We start from the raw sequence: 18948 nt of genomic DNA on the forward strand, positions 1-18948 counted from the left end.
ACAACAATGAGCGAACACACTTTACCTGGCAGCTTCCGGCTCGACCGGTCGCGCAGCGCCGCCGCGCAGGTCTATGAGCACCTGCGCGAACTGATCGTCACGCTGGCGCTGCCGCCCGGCGCCGTCCTGTCGCGCAACGACCTGGCCGGGTATTTCGACGTGTCGGTGACGCCGGTGCGCGATGCGCTGGCGCGGCTGGACGAAGAAAAGCTCGTCGAAGTCTTCCCCCAGCACGCCACCCGCGTGCGCGCGGTCGACCTGTCGTCGGCGCGCGAAGCGCATTTCCTGCGCCTGTCGGTGGAGCTCGAACTGGTGCATGGCCTGGCCGTGCGGTGCGATGCGGCGCTGGCGGCCCGGCTGCTCGCACTCGTCGACCGGCAGCGCACCTGCCTGGAGCGGGACGATCTCGCCAGCTTCACCGCGCTGGACATGGAATTCCACCGCACGATGTACGACGCCGCACTGCTGACGGGCCTGTGGCACCGGCTGCGCGACGGCAGCGGCAACCTTGACCGCCTGCGCCGGCTGCACCTGCCGCTGAACGGCAAGGCCCAATCGATCCTCGAACAGCATGCCGAGATCGCCCGCGCGATCGGCGACGGCGACCCCGCGCGGGCGCAGTCGTGGGTGCGGGCGCACCTGTCCGGCACGCTGTCGGAACTCGATGCGCTGCGCGAGCGGTACCCCGATTTCGTGCTGCCGGTGCCTTGACGGTCAATTGCCCCGCACCCTGCGCAGCACGGCCACCAGCTCCTCCTCTTCGATCGGCTTGGCGATGAAATCATCCATGCCCGCCATGCTGCAGGCATCGCGCTCTTCCTGCGTGACGCCCGCCGTCATCGCCACCACCGGCAGCGTGAGCTGCAGCCTGTCGCGGATCGCCCGCGTCGCGGCCAGTCCGTCCAGCACGGGCATCTGCACGTCCATCAGCACGGCGTCGAAGCCGGCCGGGTCGCTTTCCAGCCGGGCGATCGCCTCGGCGCCGTCGCCGGCCACGGTGACGGCGGCGCCGGCGTAGTCGAGCAGGGCGACGGCCACGGTCTGGTTGATCGGGTTGTCCTCGGCCAGCAGCACGCGCATGCCCGCCAGCGGCGCTATGCCGTCGTCGGCGACCGGTACCAGGGCCGGTTCGACCGGGGTGCGTGCTTCGAGCAGCGCGGCATGCAGCGCGGCGCGGGTCGCCGGCGCATGCACGGCGGCGGCGGGGAAGGGCACCGGCGTGTCGCTGGTCGGCACCGCGAAGCCGTCGAGGATGCGGATCAGCGCGAAATCGGGCGGCAGCTGGGCGCGCCGGGTGGCCAGTGCGGCGATCACCTGCGCGGTGTCGATGCCGGGGCCGACGATCGCCAGCTCCCACGGCAGCGTGCCCGGCGCCGCCAGCAGCAGGCCAACGCGGGCCGGATCGTGCGCGACATGCAGGTGCCAGCCCCAGCGCGCCGTGGCATTGGCCAGCGCCGACACCACCCGTGTCTCGGGCTCGCACACCAGCACGGAAAGATGCATGTGCGCAGGTGGCAGGGCATAACGGTCCGGCGCGGCGACCTCGCGCAGCGGGACCGTCAGCGTAAACGTGCTGCCGGCGCCGGGCGTGCTCGCGACGTCCAGCGTGCCGCCCATCAGCGTGGCCAGGGTGCGTGCGATCGTCAATCCGAGCCCGGTGCCGCCGAAGCGCCGCGTGGTCGACGCATCGGCCTGGGCGAACGCGGAAAACAGCCGCTTCTGCTGTTCCGGGTCGATGCCGATACCGGTGTCGGTCACGTCCACCCGCAGTGCCGGCGCACCGTCCAGCGTGGCGCGGCCGAAGCGGCATTCGACCGCGCCCTGTTCGGTGAATTTCAGCGCATTGCCGATCAGGTTTGTCAGGATCTGTTCCAGCCGCAGCGCGTCGGCCTCGATCGTCGCGGGCAGCGCCGGCGCCATGTCGACCAGCACGCGGAGCCGGCCGCCGCCATTGACGGCCATCAGGCGCGCGCAGGCCAGCGCCACGTCGTCCAGCGCTACCGGTTCCGGGTGCAGTTCGACCTTGCCCGCTTCGATCTTGGAGAAATCGAGGATATCGTTCAGCACCGCCAGCAGCGTTTCGCCGGCGCTGCGGATCATCCGCACCAGCTCGCGCTGTTCCTTGTCCAGTGCGCCCCGTTCGAGCAGCGCCGCGATGCCCAGCACGCCATTCATCGGCGTGCGCAACTCATGGCTCATGTTGGCCACGAAGGCGCTCTTGGCGCGGCTGGCGCTCTGCGCGATCGCCACCGCCTGGCGCAGCTGTTCTTCCGCTGCGCGCGCGGCCGTCACGTCGCGCACGATGCAGGCAAAGCCGGTCGGCACGCCGTCACGGCGCACCGCCGTCAGCTGCAGTTCGCCCAGGAAGCGCGCGCCATCCCTGCGCACCAGTTCCGTGACGGCGGTGGCGCTGTCGCCGGCCATTGCCTCGGCCAGCAGCGCGCGGCCGCGTTCCGGGTCGGCCCACAGGTCGAGCGCGCGGCCGATGGCCTCGCCGTCCGTGTGGCCGAACAGGTTGGCGGCGCCGTCGTTCCACGCTTCCACGTGCCCGGCCGCGTCGAGGAAGATGATGGCGTGGCTGCGCACGCTGGCCGTGAACAGGCGGAAGCGCTCCTCGCTCTGGCGCGCCGCACGCTGCTGCCACTGCAGCTGGCGCGTGATCTGCTGGGCGATCTCCAGCGCGCGCGCGCGCGTCGACGCCAGCCCCCGCACGATGCTGAACAACAGGAAGCTGATCAGCGCACCCAGGCCCAGCGTCAGCAGCGGGCCTTGCCGGTCGATGCCGGATTCGAAGCTGGGGCTGGCGGTGAATTCCAGGCGCCAGCGGTGGCCGGCCTCGTCGATCGCCAGCGTGCGCACCGCCGCCAGCGGCTTCACGTAGCGCGACCCGCGCAGGTCGCGGGCCGCGCTGCGGTAGATTTCGCGGCCGCCCGATGCCGCATGCAGGTCGACGATCCGCAACGAGAACGCATCGTGCCTGCCGAGCAGGCTGCCGACCATCTCGTGCACCCGGAACGGGCTGTAGATGAAGCCGCGCAGCGCCGCCTCGCGCTGGGCCGGCGTGGCGGTCGGCGCATTCTTCCGGTACAGCGGCAGGAACATCAGGAAACCGCGCTGGTCGCGCCGTTCGAAATCGTGCACCAGCAGGATCGTGCTGGTACTGCCGATCCCGCCGCTGGCGTTGGCCGCCGTCAGCGCATTGCGCCGGTTGATCTCCTCCATCATGTTATAGCCGAGCGGACGGGCGTTGCCCGCGTTCCGCGGTGCCAGGTACGTCACCGCCGCGACTGGCCAGCGCACCGGTTCCGGCCACAGCCGGTAAGCGGGTCCGTCGGCGCGGCGGCGCTGCACGAACGCTTCGGCCTCGGCGGCGGAGCGCAGCCAGGTAGCGTAGCCGACCCCCAGCGTGCCCGGGAAGGCGCGTTCCACGTCGAAGTCGGCCACGTAGTCGTGCCACTCGGCGGCGGTGACCTCCTCCGAGGCATCGAAGAACGCCTTGCCGGCCATGAGGATGCGGCGGTAGTTGGCGATCCGGTAGTCCATCTGCTGCCAGGTCAGGTCGACGATGGCGCCGAACTGCTCGCCGATGCGGCGCTCGGCGTGCAGCGCCACCGCATGCCATGCCGTGGCGGTGATGCCGAGGCAGAGCGCCAGCGTGGCCATCGGCCAGCGTCCCGGACGCTGGCTGCCGGCCGGGCGCCGCCAGCCGGGCGCCGTATTGGCCATCAGCATGACGGCGATGGTCATCAGCGCCAGGTACAGATGCAGGCTGAGCAGCGAATGGAACTGGTCGCGCGTCGCGAACGGTCCGGCGCCCGCGAGCGTCAGGCGGATCGCGCCGGCGGCCACGATCGCCGCGGCCGCGGTGCCGCCCGGTGCGCCGAACAGGTAGCCGGCGCCGATCGCAGGGATCAGCAACGCCAGCGGCGCCCAGTCCGGCAAGCCGTCGGCTGCCGGCTGGAACACGGCGGCCGCGGCCAGCGCAGTCGTCGCCAGCAGTGCGGCCAGCGGCAGTGCCGCGCGCCGCAAGCGCAGCGGGCGCAGCGCGGAGCGTGAGGTCCAGGCTGCCACCAGCGGCGTCGCCAGCAGCATGGCCGTGGCATCGCCCAGCGACCACAATGCGATCACGGGGCCCAATCCGTTCCAGGATACGATCCCGGCCACTGCCAGCGTGCAGCCGCCGATCGTCCCGCTGGCAGTGGACGCGAGTACCGTGGCCAGCACATAGCCATAGACCACCAGCGGGCTGTCGCGCCGCAGCGTGCGGGCCGCATGGCGGATCAGCCACCAGGCGACGGCCGTGGCCAGCACGTTGCCGGCGCTGATGGCGCTGGCGGCGGCGATGGCCGCAGCCGGCGCCAAGGGGCGGCCGGCCATCAGGTACAGGTTGACGATCATGCTGCCGGCCGCCACCGCGATGAGCATCGGGCGCCGGTAGTGCAGCACGGCGGCCAGCGCGATGCCGGTCGGAAGCCAGACGGGACTGTGATTGCCGGTGGGTATCGCCAGCGCGATGCAGGCCGCCGCGGCGAGCACATAGGCAAGCGTGCACAGCACGATCCTGCCGGCATTGCCGATGAGCGGACCGGAACGCGTTTTCATGCGGTGTCTGTCTCCTCCCGGCGTTTGCCGGCATTCGCCGGCGCATCTGCCGCTTTTGCGATGCTTTTGCCACGCTTTGGCCTTGGTTTTGCCACGTTTTGGCCTTGGTTTTGCCAAATAATGCCTGAGTTGGTTCAAAGACGCACTTTGTGGCTGTGCGGCATATCGATTGCCTTGCAGTATCTACAACACCGGCTCGCCGCCTTCGGCATTACCTGGCTGTTACAATCGTTGTCCAATTGCAACAAAAGACTTTTTTGCGGCTTCCTTGCCTTATGCCAACGTTATAATCTGACCGTTGCACGCCCGCGCCCATGCCACGCGCGGGCGGCTTTCCTGGCCCAATTCCCTGCCGGATCACCGATCTATGCGTCCTCGCACGCCAGGGAGTTCCCGTGCCATCGGCCATTTCACCGTTCGCCAGCGTCAAGTTCAAGGTCTCCGCACTGGTGGCCTCGATGGTGCTCATCGCCGCCATCGGCGTATGCGGCATTTCGCTGCTGATCGCGGAATCGCAGATCCAGCGCATGATCGCGCGCCAGGAAATCTCGGCGCTGTCCGGCGCCGCGGCCTACCTGGACAACGACGTGCGTGCCAAGCAGCAGGTGTTGCGCAGCATCGCGGAAGAGGCGCTGTCGCGCAACCTGGGGGCGCGCGACGTGCAGGCGCTGCTGGAATCGCACCCTGGCCTGCGCGACGAGTTCGTCAACGTCGCCGGCTTCGATGCGCGCGGCGACCGCGTGGCCAGCCTGAAGAACCGCCGTGACAAGATCATCAACGTCAGCGCGCGCCCGTATTTCCAGGAAGCGCTGCGCACGCGGGACAGCGTGATTTCGGCGCCGTTCCGCAGCGCGCTGTCGGGCCAGCCGGTGGTGTCGGTGGCGCAGCCCCTGAGCGATGCGCGCGGCAGGATCCACACGGTGCTGGTCGGCGGGATCGACCTGCTGCGGCCCGGCTTCGCCGCCCAGGTCGAGGCGTTGCGCACCCGCGAGCAGGGTTACCTGTTCATCCTCGCCAACGACGGCACCGTGATCCACCATCCCCGCAAGGAGCTGATCCTGACCCGGCCGTCCGCCGACGAGATGCCGGCGATCGGCGCCGCGCTGGCGGACGAAGAAGGCTGGCGCGCCGACATCCTCGACGGCAAGGAGCCTTCGCTGGTGGCCTGGAAGCGGCTGCGGCATGCCGACTGGACGGTGGCCGTGTCGTATCCGCTGCGCGATGCCTTCGCGCCGATGGCGTCGGTGTGGTTCAACGCGCTGGGCGCGGCCGGCCTGTTCACGGCGTTGGCCGGCATCTTCGGCTGGGGGCTCGTGAAGGTGATGCTGGAACCGCTGGGCGAACTGCAGCGGGTCGTCGAATCGATCGATGCCGGGGCCACCGACATCAGCGCGTTCAATGTCGATCATGCCGACGAATTCGGCTTGCTGAGCCGGGCGCTGTACCGCCTGTCGCGCAGCCGCAAGGAGGCGGCCGACGAGCTGCGCCGCCTGGCGACGACCGACGTGCTGACCGGTACCCACAACCGCCGCATGTTCGACCAGTTCCTGCCGGCGGCGCTGGCCCGCGCGCGGCGCTCGAACGAATCGGTGGCGGTGGCCTTCCTCGACGTCGACCGCTTCAAGAGCATCAACGACAGCTACGGCCACGCCGTGGGCGACGCCGTGCTGGTGGAGTTCGCGCGCCGGCTGCAGGGGGCGGTGCGCTGCTCCGATACGGTGGCGCGCCTGGCCGGCGATGAGTTCGTGGTGGTGTTCGAACAGGTGCGCGGCCCCGCCGAGGCGCACCAGCTTGGCGAAAAAATCCTGGCGGCGATGCGCGCCCCGTTCCTCGTCGGCGACGCGGCGCTGCCGGTGACGGCCAGCGTCGGTATCGCCATTACCGGCACGCACACGAATGCCGAAGTGATCATGCAGTCGGCCGACTATGCGCTGTACGGCGTCAAGGCGGCCGGCCGCAACGGCTATGCGGTCAACGTGGTCGGCGCGGAAAAGCTCGCCAGCGTGCACGCCATGGCGCGGCACGAAGGAGGTGAGCTGGCCCGCATGGGTTGAACTGCCCGGCCGCGGTACCTGGTCACTCGCGCTGCGCACCATCGGCCCGTTCGGCCCGCGCCGCCACGAAAAGTTGCCCGGAAAATGGGGTACGTCCCCATTTTTCGAGCAACTTTTTTTTTCGGGCTGAATCGTGCAATAACGTGCAGACGTGTGTAATATCGTGCTATCGCAACGATATGGAGTGCACAACATGACCCCCATGACCATCCTGATCGCCGGTCCGTACCGCAGCGGCACCGAGGGCGACCTGCAGCGTATCGCGCGCAATCTCCACGCGCTGGAGCAAGCCGCCTGGCAAATCTATGCAAAGGGGCACGTGCCCCTGATCGGCGAATGGCTCGCGCTGCCGCTGGCGCAGCATGCCGGGCATGGCCGGGTGGCCGAGTACGTGCCGGCCGAGTTCCTGTACGGGGTGGCGCGCCGCGTGCTGGCCCAGTGCGGCGCCGTGTACCGCATCCCCGGCGCATCGCGCGGCGCCGATGGCGATGTGCGCCAGGCGCGCGAGCTGGGCCTGCCGGTCTATTTCAGCGTCGACGAGGTGCCTGCGGCGCAGGCGTAGCGGCTGCATGGCCGATGGACAGCGGCGGCGCGCCGCAAAATCACCTGGCGATTGACGATTTTCGGACTTGCCGTGTTTCTTTCTGGCCTGCAAAATTGCCGGATACCGGCAATTCAACAACAGACCGTCCAGGAGACCCATGCACTTCGCAGCCAGCCCCGGCATCCGCCATCCACTGTCATCACGCGCTTCTCCATCCGGCGCGGTCCCGCTCCGGTCCGCATTGGCCGCCATGCCGCTCGCGCTGGCGCTGGCCTTCGTCCCGGCCCTTGCCGCAGCCGACACCGCGCCCGCCTACCGCGACACCGCGCTGTCGCCCGAAGCGCGTGCCAAAGACCTGGTCGCGCGCATGACGCTGCAGGAGAAGGCCGCGCAGATGCAGAACGGCGCGCCGGCCATCGAGCGCTTCGGCCTGAAGCGCTACGACTGGTGGAACGAAGTCCTGCACGGCGTGGCCCGGGCGGGCCATGCTACCGTGTTCCCGCAGGCGATCGGCCTGGCGGCCACGTGGGATACCGCGCTGGCGGAGCGCCTGGCCGATGCGATCGCACTGGAAGGCCGGGCCAATTTCAATGCCGCGCTGCGGCGCGATCCCAGCGGCACGGCACGCTACTTCGGCGTCAATTACTGGACGCCGAACATCAACATCTACCGCGATCCGCGCTGGGGCCGCGGCCAGGAAACGTACGGCGAAGACCCGCACCTGACGGGCCAGCTGGGCATGGCGTTCATCCGCGGCATCCAGGGCACCGATCCGAAGGTGTACAAGGGCGTGGCCACGCCGAAGCACTTCGTGGTGCACTCCGGTCCCGAGCCGGAGCGCCACAGCTTCAACGTGGACGTCTCGCCGTTCGACCTGGAAGACACCTACCTGCCGGCGTTCCGCAACGCGATCGTCGACGCGAAGGCGTATTCGCTGATGTGCGCGTACAACGCGGTGGACGGCATCCCGATGTGCGCGCATCCGCTGCAGAACGGCCTGGTGCGCAAGGACTGGGGCTTCAAGGGCTTCATCGTGTCCGACTGCGATTCGGTGAGCGACCTCGTCACAGGGCACAAGACGTCGCCCGATATCCCGCACGCGGCGGCCACCTCGGTGAAGGCCGGCACCGATCTGGTGTGCGGCCGGAGCTACCTGGGCCTGCCCGACGCGGTGGCGCGCGGCCTGATCACCGAGGCCGAGATCGACACCTCGCTGGAACGCCTGCTGGCCGCGCGCATCCGCATGGGCCTGCTCGATGGCAGCGCCTGGGACAAGGTACCGTACAGCGCCATCAACTCGGGCGAGCACCGCGCGCTGGCGCAGAAAGCCGCCGAGGAAGCGATCGTGCTGCTGAAGAACGACGGCAACGTGCTGCCGCTCGCGGCCGGCGCGCGCATCGCCGTGATCGGCCCGAACGCGGCGCTGCTGCAAAGCCTGGAAGGCAACTACAACGGCACCATCGTCCACCCGAGCCTGCCCGTGGACGAATTGCGCAAGGTCTTCGGAGCGCAGCACGTCCGCTATGCGCCGGGTGCGCCGCTGATCGACGGCAAGCGCATGCCGATTGCCGAGACCTACCTGAAGGTGGCGGCGGACAGCGCCCAGCACGGCCTGAAGGGCGAGTATTTCGACAACCTGACCTTCTCCGGCACGCCGAAGCTGACGCGCGTCGATCCGGTCATCAACGTCAATTTCGAGCACAGCGCGCCGCAGGGCTTCGCGCCGAAAGGGTTCTCGATCCGCTGGACCGGCGTGGTCGTGCCGCCGAAGCCGGGCAAATACGAGCTGGGCTTCCGCATGGTCGTGCCGCGCGACCGGCCGCTGCCGAACATCAAGGTGTGGATCGACGACGAGCTCGTGGTCTCGCCCGAGAAGGCCGGCATCGGCGCCGGCAACACGGCCGAATGCGTGGCCGGCAACTGCCAGCAGCGCATGAACAAGATCGACTTCACGTTCGACGACACGAAGCCGCGCCGCGTGCGCATCGACTACGCGCGGACCGAGAACGACCGGCACAGCGCGCTGGAATGGGTGGCGCCGCAGGATGCGATGATCGACGATGCCGTTGCCGCGGCCCGCGCCAGCGACGTGGCCGTCGCGCTGGTCGGGCTGTCGCCCGACCTGGAAGGCGAGGAAATGAAGGTGGACTACCCGGGCTTCCGCGGCGGCGACCGCCTCACGCTGGCATTGCCGGACGCGCAGCGCCGGATGCTGGAAGCCGTCAAGGCGACCGGCAAGCCGCTGGTCGTGGTGTACCTGACGGGCGGGCCGATTTCCGACCCGTGGGTGGCGGCGAATGCCGATGCCATCGTGCATGCCTGGTACCCGGGCGAGGGCGGCGGCGCGGCGATCGCGCGCGTGCTGTCCGGCGCGGTGAGCCCGGCGGGCCGACTGCCGTACACCATTGTGCGGTCGGAAGCGGACCTGCCGCCGTTCGCCGACTACTCGATGCAGAACCGTACGTACCGCTACTTCAACGGCCCCGTGCTGCACCCGTTCGGCCACGGCCTGTCGTACACCAGCTTCAGCTACGCCGCGCCGGCACTGTCGGCCACGCGCGTCAAGGCCGGGCAGGCGGTGCAGGCCACCGTTACGGTGCGCAATACCGGCAAGCGCGACAGCGATGAAGTGGTGCAGCTGTACCTGGCCAAGCCAGGCGACCGTTCGAATCCCGTGCTGGCAGGCTTCCGCCGCGTGCACGTGAAGGCGGGGGGCAGCCGGACCGTGACGATGGACATCGATGCCAGGGCGCAGTCGCAGGTGGATGCGAAGGGCGCGCGGTCGGTGCGTGCGGGCGACTACACCGTGTACGCCGGGGGAGGGCAGCCGAAGCATGCCCGCGTGGCGCAGGCCAAGCTGCACGTCGATGGGGAGCTTGCGTTGCCGAAGTGATGGCGTTTGCATTGCTGGTGTCGGACACATTCATGTGTCGGACACCGGTTTTCGCCGACATGCCGGAAGGCGCCTAGGCAAAACCGGTGTCCGACACCATGCAACCGGTGTCCGACACCATGCAATCTTTCCGACACCATGAAACCGGTGTCCGACACCAGATCGCTGGCGTTACTGCGGCGGCGGTCGTTCCGCCGGTCAGCGCTTGCCGCCCCCCGGCCGCGCCGGCCGCCGGTCCTCCATCCCCGCCTCGTCGACGTCCGACGACGTCGACCGCGAACGCTGGTACTGCAGCTCGCTTTCCTCATCCGGCAGCGCCGGCCCGGTGTACGACACGGCCACGTCGGCCAGCGCGCTGGCGCGGTCGGCGCCGAAGCCGGACAGCGCGGTCAGCTTCAGCCAGCGGGCGGTGACGCCGGCGAAGCGGATCGCCTGCGGATCGAACGTCGAACCCAGCGTGGCGCGCGTCACGTCGCGCCATGCGCGGCCGTCGTCGCTGACCTGCACCAGCCATTCGCGCACGTCGCCTTCATGGTCGCGGTGGTTCTGGCGCGGCATCAGCACCAGGCCGTCGAACGGCACGGCGGCCGGGAAGGCGATCGTCAGGGCCGGTTGCGGGCGCACGCCTTCGCCTTTGCCCGCCTCCAGCGCATAAGTGTTCGGATCGCCGTCGATGGTCTTGTCGGCATCGCGCCAGCCGCTGGCGGTGGCGCCCAGTTTCTTCATCACGCGCGTGTCGAACAGCGAGCCGCGCAGCGCTTCGGGCGCGACCGCCGTGCGCGGCCCGAACGCGGCGCTGCCCATGTAGTCGAGCACGGACTTGCGCAGCTGCCGCGCCACCACGCGCGCATCCGGCCCGTTGCCGATGCCGCTCTCCAGGTCCGCCGTGGACACCACCAGCCGGCCGTTGCCGACGCGGGCCTCGAACAGGAGCCCCAGCTTGTAGTTGCGGTTCCAGTCGTCGATCGGCTGCACGATGGGCTGCAGCCCGGGCGGCAGCCGTGCCAGGTTCATCGCGCGCGCCGGCGCCGCCACCTCGGCCCATTGCCAGTCGTAGTGAACGTCGGTGGGGAAGCCGGCCAGGGCAGGGTGGGCCTTGTCGATCCACAGCCCGAGCATGCGGCTCCAGCCCGGATTCATCAGCCGGTTCCAGAACACCGGCACGTCCGCCAGCGGCGGCGAGGTCCAGTCCAGGTCCGCCTTGCGCGGCAGGTACAGCACCTTGCCGCCGGCCGCCAGCCGCGCTTCGGCTTCCGGCCACGCCCGGGTGACCAGCACGTCGGCCGGCGCATCCGCATCGAGCGCCTCCGGGTAGACCCAGAAGTTCCAGTCGTTCTCGATTGCCGTGCCGGCCAGGCCGACCACCAGCCGGTACTTCGCCGGCGCCTGCAAGCCCGCCAGCGGCAGGGCGATGCGGCCCAGCTGCGCATTGCGGCCGACGGGCAGGTCGGCCGCGGCGAAGCTGCCGCCGGCCACTTGCTTGCCGGCGGCGTCGACGACTTTCCACCAGGGCCGTGCGCCGCGCAGCATGTCCTTGCCGTAGTGGGCGATTTCAACCGGCACGTCCAGCGTGTCGGCGCTGGTCAGCACCAGGCGCGTGACCCTCGCCAGCGGCACGGTCTCGCCGTTGAAGCGGCGAAACGCCTCGGCGGAGGCGTAACCCTTCGATTCCCAGAACGTGTCGAGCAGGCCGACCAGCGCCGTGCCCTGGCCCAGGTAGTCGTGCAGGTCGAGCAGCTGGAAGCCGCTCATGCCGGGTGTGCGCAGGATCGCTTCGATCTCTTCCTTGTAGCACGCCAGCTGCCAGCGGCCGGACGCCAGCGCGAATTCGCGGTTCTTTTCCAGCACGCCGCGCGCCCTGGCGGAGTCGCGGAAGATCTCGTAGTTCCCGGGGCGCAGGTAGCCGGTGAACTTGCCGATCACCGAATAATCGGGGTAGGCCACCCACTGGCCGTTCTCGTGCGACAGCACCGGCACGCCGATGCCTTCCAGCGAAGCGGAATAATCGCGGCCGAACCAGCCGGTCTTGTTGCGCAGCGGTTTCGGGCCGATGCGCTGGATCGCCAGGTAATCGGTGCCCTTGTCGACGTCCGGCACCGCCGGTTCCGTGTGGCCGGTGCCATTGGTGTACAGCCGGCGCGGATCCGCCAGCCGGTAGTGGGCGATCCACTTGTCGAACGCTTCCTTCCACTTGCCCTTCGGTTCGTTGCTGGGGCTGAACAGCAGGAACGACGGGTGGTTGCCGTAGGCGCGGATCATGCGCTCCGTCTCCTCGTACAGCATGGCTTCCATCGGCGTGCCGGGTGATACGGTATTCCACATGCCCGGTTCCGGCTGCAGGTAGATACCCACCTCGTCGGCCGCCTGGAAGGCCGCTTCCGGCGGGTTGAACGAGTGGAAGCGCACGTGGTTGATGCCCCAGGCCTTGTTGATCGCGAAGATCTTCTTCCAGTAGGCGACGTCGGTCGGCGGGTAGCCGGTCAGCGGGAAGTCGCCGCCGTGGTGCGTGCCGCGCATGAACGTGGGCCGGCCGTTGACCAGCATCTGCGTGCCCTCGGCGCGGATCTGCACGAAGCCGAATGTCACGTCGCGCCGGTCGCGTGCCTGCGCGCCGTCCAGCGTCAGCTTCAGCGTGTGCAGCACCGGGTTCCATTCATCCCACAGCGCCGCATCGCGCGGATAGCGCACGGTGAAGTCGGCGCTGCCGCCCTGGGCGGTCCAGGTGACGGGAATGCGCTGGCCGTTCGCCTGCACGGTGCCGCTGCCGGCCTTGCCGCCGATGTTGCCGATCTTGAGCCGCACGCGCGCGGTGCGCGCCGCCACGTCCGGGAAGACCTGGGCGTCGTCGATCCACACCGGCGACGTCGCGCGCAGTTCCACCTTGCCGACGATGCCGTTCCAGCTCATGCCCAGCGAATCGGACACGCTGTGCGAATCGGGGCGATACTCCATCAGCATGCGGCTGTCCACGCGCACGGTGATGCGGTGCCGCCCCGGCGCCAGCAACCCCAGGTCGTAGGCGTGTTCGGCCACCAGGCTGCGGTTGCTGCCGATCTCGCGCTCGCCGAGCCACAGCGTGGAACCCCAGCGCGGCCGTTCCAGATGCAGCACCACGCGCTTGCCGCGCCAGGCGGCCGGCACGTCGATCTCGCGCTGGTACCACGCCGCGCCCAGGTAGTGGCGCGGCGGCTGCGACAGGAACGGCACCTTGACCTTGCCCGGCTGCGTATAAGCCTTGTAGTCCTCGCGCTGGTGCCAGTCCTTGTCGTACAGCGACAGTACCCACGGCGTCCGCGTCGAGATCTCGTCGCCGTAGCCCTGTGCGTTCAGGATGCCCGGCAGCGCGATCCGGTCCGCCAGCCGGTTCTGCATCGCGCCTGCGTACCAGCGCGCGGCGATGCCCTCGTCGCTGCGGTCGAGGGCAAAGCGCCAGGTGCCGGACAGGTCGCGGACATCGGCTGCATGCGCCGCGCCTGCCGCCAGCAGCACGGCGGCGCACAGTGGAAGAAAGCGGCGCGCGGAGAGGAAGGTCGAATGGGACATCGCGGACTGGACAGGTAACAGGAACGTGCATTATCGCGTGCCGTCCGGCACTGCCCGCGCGGTGCTGACAAGCAGTCAACAAGATGATCGGACGGCAACAGTTTGTCCTGAACAGTGTTGCATATGCGCACAAAACGTTATACATAACTTATCGAACGTGAATTTTCACGGCCTGTGGATGTAACATCTTTCTTCATATAAATTAACGAGCAGCAACTGCGCAGGCAGTGCGCGCGCCACCATGTCCCGTCCATTCGTACGCCAGCCAGTCGTCCTCGCGCTGCTCCTGCAGGCCGCGTTTGCCGATGCCGCTCCACGCCAGGATGCGGCCGGCGACCTGGCCGGGATGCCGCTGGAAAGCCTGATGGACGTGACCGTCGTGACGTCCGCGTCGCGCTTCGCGCAGCGCATCAGCGATGCGCCATCGGCCGTGTCCGTGCTGACGTCGCAGGACGTGCGGGAGCATGGCTGGCGTACGCTGGCCGAGGCGCTGGCCAGCCTGCCCGGGCTGTACGTGTCGGACGACCGCAACTACACGTATCTCGGTGCGCGCGGCTTCCAGCGGCCGGGCGACTACAACGGCCGGTTCCTGCTGCTGATCGATGGCGCGCGCGTCAACGACAGCGTGTACGACCAGGCCTCGATCGGCACCGAAGGCCTGCTGGACATGGACCTCGTCGAGCGCATCGAATACGTGCCGGGCCCCGGCGCGGCGGTCTACGGCTCGAACACGGTGTTCGGCGTCATCAGCGTGACGACAAAGTCCGGCAGCGCGCTGGCCGGGCCGCGCGCCGCGCTGGCGGCCGGCAGCAAGGGCGAGCGCCGCGGCCGCGCCAGCTGGGGCTATCACGCGCAGGACGGCACCGACGTGCTGCTGTCCGTCAGCGGCTTTACGCGCGACGGCGGCGACCTGTACGCCGCCGAATTCGACACGCCCGAGCAGAACCACGGCATAGCCGCCGGCCTCGATTACGACCGCTCGCGCAGCGCGTTCGTGAAAGCCGCGCGCGGCCCGCTGTCCTTCAGCGCCGGCCACGTGACGCGCGTAAAAGGCATACCGACGGCATCGTTCGGCGCCGTCTTCAACCTGCCGAACCACACGCGCGATGGGCAGAGCTTTGCCAGCGTCGGCTACAGCGCGCCGCTGTCGGAGGACCTGTCGCTGTCCGCCCGGCTGGAGTGGGGCCGCATGGACTATCTCGGCATCGGCACTTACCCGGACGAAGCGGGCACGCCGCGCATCAACGTCGACGGCGCGCACGGCGCCTGGCACGGCGCGAATGCGACCGCCACGTACACCGGCCTGGCAGGGCACCGGCTGCTGGCCGGCGTCGAGGTGCAGCGCAACACCCGCCGCGACCAGTACAACTTCAACCGGGATCCCTACGAGCCGGCGATGGACGACCGCCGCGCCGACAGCCGCGCCGGCATCTTCGTCGAGGACGAGGCGCACCTGGCGCAGGACCTGATCCTCAATGCCGGCGTGCGCTACGACCGCGACAGCACCACCGGCGGCCGTGTCAATCCACGCGTCGCGCTGATCTGGCACGCCGGGCCGAAGGATACGCTGAAGCTGATCCACGGCACCGCCTACCGGTCGCCGAATGCGTACGAACTGTATTACAACGTGGGTGCCTACGCGGTGGTCAATCCCGAACTGCGGGCCGAAGAGATCGCGACCAGCGAGCTGGTATGGGAACGGCGGCCGGATGCGTACAGCAAGCTGACGGTGGCGGCATTCCATTACCGCATCGATGGCCTGATCACGGAAACGCTGCGGCCGGACGGCATCCTGATGTTCGACAACACCGAGCATGCATCGGCCGACGGCATCGAGCTGTCTGGCGAGCGCCTGTTCGCGGGCGGCACGCGGGTGCGCGGCAGCTACACCTACCAGCGGGCGGCGGACGAGAAGGACGAATGGCTGGTCAATTCGCCACGCCACCTGCTGAAGCTGAACGCCACGTGGGCGCTGCCGGGCGATGCGCTGCGGCTGGGCACGGAAGGCCAGTGCACGTCGCGCCGCCGCACCGAGAACGCCGTCACGGGCGGTTTCTGCACGTGGAACGTGACGCTCGGTCCGGCCAGCCGGAACGGCAAGCTGGACTGGTCGGTCAGCCTGTACAACGCCGCCGGCCGCCGCTACGGCGATCCCGCCGGCCCGGCCTTCGTGCAGGAAGCCATCCCCCGCGAGGGCCGTACGGTGCTCGTCAAGCTGGGCCATGCGTTCTGAATGCCGGACTGCCGCCATGCTTGCGCTGCTCGCCGCCGCGCCGCCCGTGCTCGCCCAGACGGATGACGCGGTGCTGAAAGCGGCCTACATCTACAACATCGCGCAGTTCACGGCATGGCCGGCGGGCGCGGGCACGCGGCCGTTGAACGTCTGCGTCGGCAGCGGGCACGTGCTGTGGGAAAGCCTGCGCCGCCTGCAGGGCAAGCCGGTGGAAGGCCGCAGGCTGGCCATCGTCGAGCCGGCGCCAGGCACCGTGTGCGACGTGGCCGTGTTGCCGGCCGGGGCGGAGCGGGCGGCCGGCGACGGCGCCACGCTGGTCATCGTCGACGAGCCGGCCGGCGGTTACGCCGGCGCCGTGGCACTGGTCGAGGAGGACCAGCGCCTGCGCTTCGACATCGACACGAAGGAAGCCGCGCGCGCCGGCCTGCGCTTCAGCTCCCGGTTGCTGCGACTGGCCAGGAACGTCCGATGAAGCTTTTCCCGCGCCGCGCCGCGCCGAACGCGCGTACCCCGATCGCGGCAACGCTGCGCAGCGGCCAGCTGCTGGCGATGGCGGCGGCGCTGGTCATCGCCGGCGTGGTGCTGATCGCCTACCAGCTCATCGAGATTCGCCAGGCACTGACGGAAGGCGCCCGCGTGCAGTCGGCGATCGTGGCCGACAGCGTGACCGCGCCGCTGATGTTCGGCGACCGCGAGGTGGCGCATGAAACGCTGCGCGCGTTCCGCTACGCGCAGGGGTTCAAGGCGGTCGGTATCTACGACGGCAACGGCCGCCCGTTCGCCGAGTTTTCCTACCCGGGCAGCAGGCTGCCGCCCACGCTGGCGGCCGCGCGGGTCGCGCGCGATGGCGGCATCGTCGTGACCGACACGGTGCGCCACCGCGGCACGGTGCTGGGGCACACGGTCCTGCACGTGGGGACCGAACGGCTGCGCGCGGCCATGCTGCGCTACGTGGCCCTGCTGGTGGTGGCCTCGCTGGGGGCGATGCTGGTCGTCGCCACGCTGGGCCGCGCCACACGGGCCAGGGTGATCGCCGCCGAGCGCGAGCTCGACTACATGGCCCATACCGACCACGTCACCGAGCTGCCGAACCGCCATGCCACGTACGCACGGCTGGAAACGGCGCTGGCGCAGGCCAGCGCGGACGGCACGCAGGTGGCGCTGCTGCTGGTCGACCTCGACAATTTTAAGACCGTCAACGATACCGCCGGCCATGCCGCCGGCGACGAGCTGCTGAAGAAGGTGGCGGAGGCGCTGACCGGCGCGGTGCGCACGTCGGACCTGGTGGGCCGCATCGGCGGCGACGAATTCGCCATCATCGTGGCGCCGGTACCGGGGCGTGCCGCGGCGCTGGCGATCGCCGGCAAGGTCACGCAGGCGCTGCGCGCCCCGGTCGCGGTCGCCGGCGGCGAGTTCTTCGCCACCGCCAGCGTCGGCGTCTGCCTGTATCCGGACGATGCGGCCACCATGAGCGACCTGGTCAGCAGTGCCGACACGGCGCTGTACCACGCCAAGGGAGCCGGCCGCAACCGGCTGGCCGAATTCGTGCCGGCCATGACGGCGGCCACGCTGCGCCGCGCCGCCCTCGAGCGCGACCTGCGCCGCGCCGTCGATGCCGGCCAGATGGCTGTGCATTACCAGCCGCAGTTCGCCTGCGACGGCGGGGAACTGGTCGGCGTCGAGGCGCTGCTGCGCTGGCGGCATCCGGAACACGGCCCGATCTCGCCGGCCGAATTCATTCCGATCGCCGAGGAGACCGGCCTGATCGTGCCGCTGGGCAGCTGGGTGCTGCAGCAGGCCTGCGCCGACGTGGCCGGCTGGCAGCGCGCCGGCGCGCCGGCGCTGACGCTGGCCGTCAACATGTCGGCACGGCAGTTGCGCGAACCGGGCTTCATCGAGGACGTGACACGCGCCCTGGCCGACAGTGGCCTGGTGCCCGCCCAGCTGGAGCTGGAGCTGACCGAAAGCCTGCTGATGGAAGACGTGTCCTGCGCGATCGCCTTCATGCAGGCGGTAAGGGCCATCGGCGTGCGGCTGGCGATCGACGATTTCGGCACCGGCTACTCGTCGCTGGCGTACCTGCAGACGTTCCCGATCAACCAGCTGAAGGTGGACCGCAGTTTCGTGCAGATGCTGCCGCAGCGCGGCGAAACGATCATTCTCGCGGTGCTGGCGCTGGCGCGCGGCTTCGGTCTCACCGTGGTGGCCGAAGGTGTCGAAGAGCAGCGCCAGCTCGACTGGCTGCGGCTTGCCGGGTGCGACGTGGTGCAGGGCTACCTGCTGGGCGCGCCGATGAGCGCCGATGCGCTGGCGGCCCGCTACCTGAAGCTTGCCACCACGTAGACGGCACGGCGCCGCAGGACATGGATGTTAGGACTCCTTGACATCAACCGGCGGCGGGACTACCCTGCGCGGATGGATATCACCCCTGAAACCCCCTGGGACACGACGCCGGACCTGTCGGCCCGCATCGTGACCGCGATGGCCCGCCTGGCCAGCGTGCTGCGCGCCGGCATGTGGGCCGCGTCCACCGCCGAACAGCTCAATCCCGCGCAGGCCGACATCGTGCAGCTGCTGCACCGGCGCGTTCGCGGCATGCGCCTGTCGTGGCTGGCCCGGCAGCTCTCGATTTCCACCGCCAGCGCCAGCGATTCCGTGGCCGCCCTGGTGGCCAAGGGATACGTGCGCAAGACACGCGCGGCGGACGACGGCCGCGCCACCGCGCTGCTGCTGACGCCGGAAGGCGAGCGGCTGGCCGAGCGGCTCGAGGGCGCGCTGGGCTTCGCCGACGAAGCGGTGTCGGCGCTGCCGCAGCCGTTGCAGGTGGCCCTGCTGACGGGATTGTTCAAGACGATCGCCGAACTGCAGAAGACCGAACGTTTCCCCGAGCTGCGCGCCTGCCTGTCATGCCGGCATTTCGAGCCGAACAAGTTTCCCGGCGCCGCCGCGCCGCACCACTGCGCGCTGGTCGGCGCACCGCTGCCGATCGCCTTCCTGCGCATCGACTGCGCGGAACACGAACCGGCCGATGCCGGTGCCGCGCAGCGCAACTGGCGGACCTTCGCGTAGTGGTCCGCGT

Annotated in this window: 10 protein-coding genes; 8 read left to right on the forward strand and 2 right to left on the reverse strand. The window is 69.5% G+C overall.

Annotation, left to right across the window (positions count from 1 at the left end; all coding sequences use genetic code 11):
• Window positions 1-6: 6 nt before the first annotated feature.
• Window positions 7-711 carry a GntR family transcriptional regulator gene (locus tag FHS02_RS01380; RefSeq protein ID WP_137312456.1) on the forward strand — a complete coding sequence of 235 codons (705 nt, stop codon included), beginning with the start codon at window positions 7-9 and terminating at the stop codon, window positions 709-711.
• Between the two features lie 3 nt (window positions 712-714).
• Here the strand turns inward: FHS02_RS01380 and FHS02_RS01385 are convergent, their stop codons facing one another.
• Window positions 715-4602, reverse strand: a complete 3888-nt coding sequence (locus tag FHS02_RS01385; RefSeq protein ID WP_137312457.1) for a CHASE domain-containing protein — start codon at window positions 4600-4602, stop codon at window positions 715-717.
• A gap of 395 nt (window positions 4603-4997) precedes the next feature.
• Here FHS02_RS01385 and FHS02_RS01390 point away from each other — a divergent pair, with 395 nt between their 5' ends.
• The 3 genes from FHS02_RS01390 to FHS02_RS01400 all read left to right on the forward strand — a co-directional run bounded on the left by FHS02_RS01390 (window position 4998) and on the right by FHS02_RS01400 (window position 10093).
• Window positions 4998-6656: a sensor domain-containing diguanylate cyclase gene (locus FHS02_RS01390; protein WP_229422504.1), complete on the forward strand. Its 1659-nt coding sequence runs from the start codon at window positions 4998-5000 to the stop codon at window positions 6654-6656.
• A gap of 193 nt (window positions 6657-6849) precedes the next feature.
• A complete protein-coding gene (locus FHS02_RS01395; protein WP_137312459.1) occupies window positions 6850-7218 on the forward strand; it encodes a hypothetical protein in 369 nt (122 codons plus the stop codon).
• A 139-nt stretch (window positions 7219-7357) separates the two neighbouring features.
• Complete coding sequence (locus tag FHS02_RS01400; protein WP_217496889.1) at window positions 7358-10093, forward strand: glycoside hydrolase family 3 C-terminal domain-containing protein; 2736 nt, start codon at window positions 7358-7360, stop codon at window positions 10091-10093.
• Between the two features lie 198 nt (window positions 10094-10291).
• Here FHS02_RS01400 and FHS02_RS01405 read toward each other — a convergent pair whose 3' ends face one another.
• Window positions 10292-13636 (reverse strand): DUF8487 domain-containing protein, encoded by a 3345-nt coding sequence (locus FHS02_RS01405; RefSeq protein ID WP_137312460.1) that lies wholly within the window; start codon window positions 13634-13636, stop codon window positions 10292-10294.
• 241 nt (window positions 13637-13877) lie between these two features.
• Here FHS02_RS01405 and FHS02_RS01410 point away from each other — a divergent pair, with 241 nt between their 5' ends.
• The 4 genes from FHS02_RS01410 to FHS02_RS01425 all read left to right on the forward strand — a co-directional run bounded on the left by FHS02_RS01410 (window position 13878) and on the right by FHS02_RS01425 (window position 18938).
• On the forward strand, window positions 13878-15869 hold the full coding sequence (locus tag FHS02_RS01410; RefSeq protein WP_137312461.1) for a TonB-dependent receptor plug domain-containing protein: 1992 nt from the start codon (window positions 13878-13880) through the stop codon (window positions 15867-15869).
• Between the two features lie 16 nt (window positions 15870-15885).
• On the forward strand, window positions 15886-16341 hold the full coding sequence (locus FHS02_RS01415; protein WP_175424694.1) for a YfiR family protein: 456 nt from the start codon (window positions 15886-15888) through the stop codon (window positions 16339-16341).
• Window positions 16338-18212 carry a putative bifunctional diguanylate cyclase/phosphodiesterase gene (locus FHS02_RS01420; RefSeq protein WP_137312463.1) on the forward strand — a complete coding sequence of 625 codons (1875 nt, stop codon included), beginning with the start codon at window positions 16338-16340 and terminating at the stop codon, window positions 18210-18212. Before FHS02_RS01415 ends, FHS02_RS01420 begins: the two co-directional genes overlap by 4 nt.
• A gap of 72 nt (window positions 18213-18284) precedes the next feature.
• Window positions 18285-18938 (forward strand): MarR family winged helix-turn-helix transcriptional regulator, encoded by a 654-nt coding sequence (locus tag FHS02_RS01425; RefSeq protein WP_137317245.1) that lies wholly within the window; start codon window positions 18285-18287, stop codon window positions 18936-18938.
• Window positions 18939-18948 lie beyond the last annotated feature (10 nt).

This window comes from Pseudoduganella umbonata, assembly GCF_014192225.1.
GTDB lineage: Bacteria > Pseudomonadota > Gammaproteobacteria > Burkholderiales > Burkholderiaceae_D > Rugamonas > Rugamonas umbonata.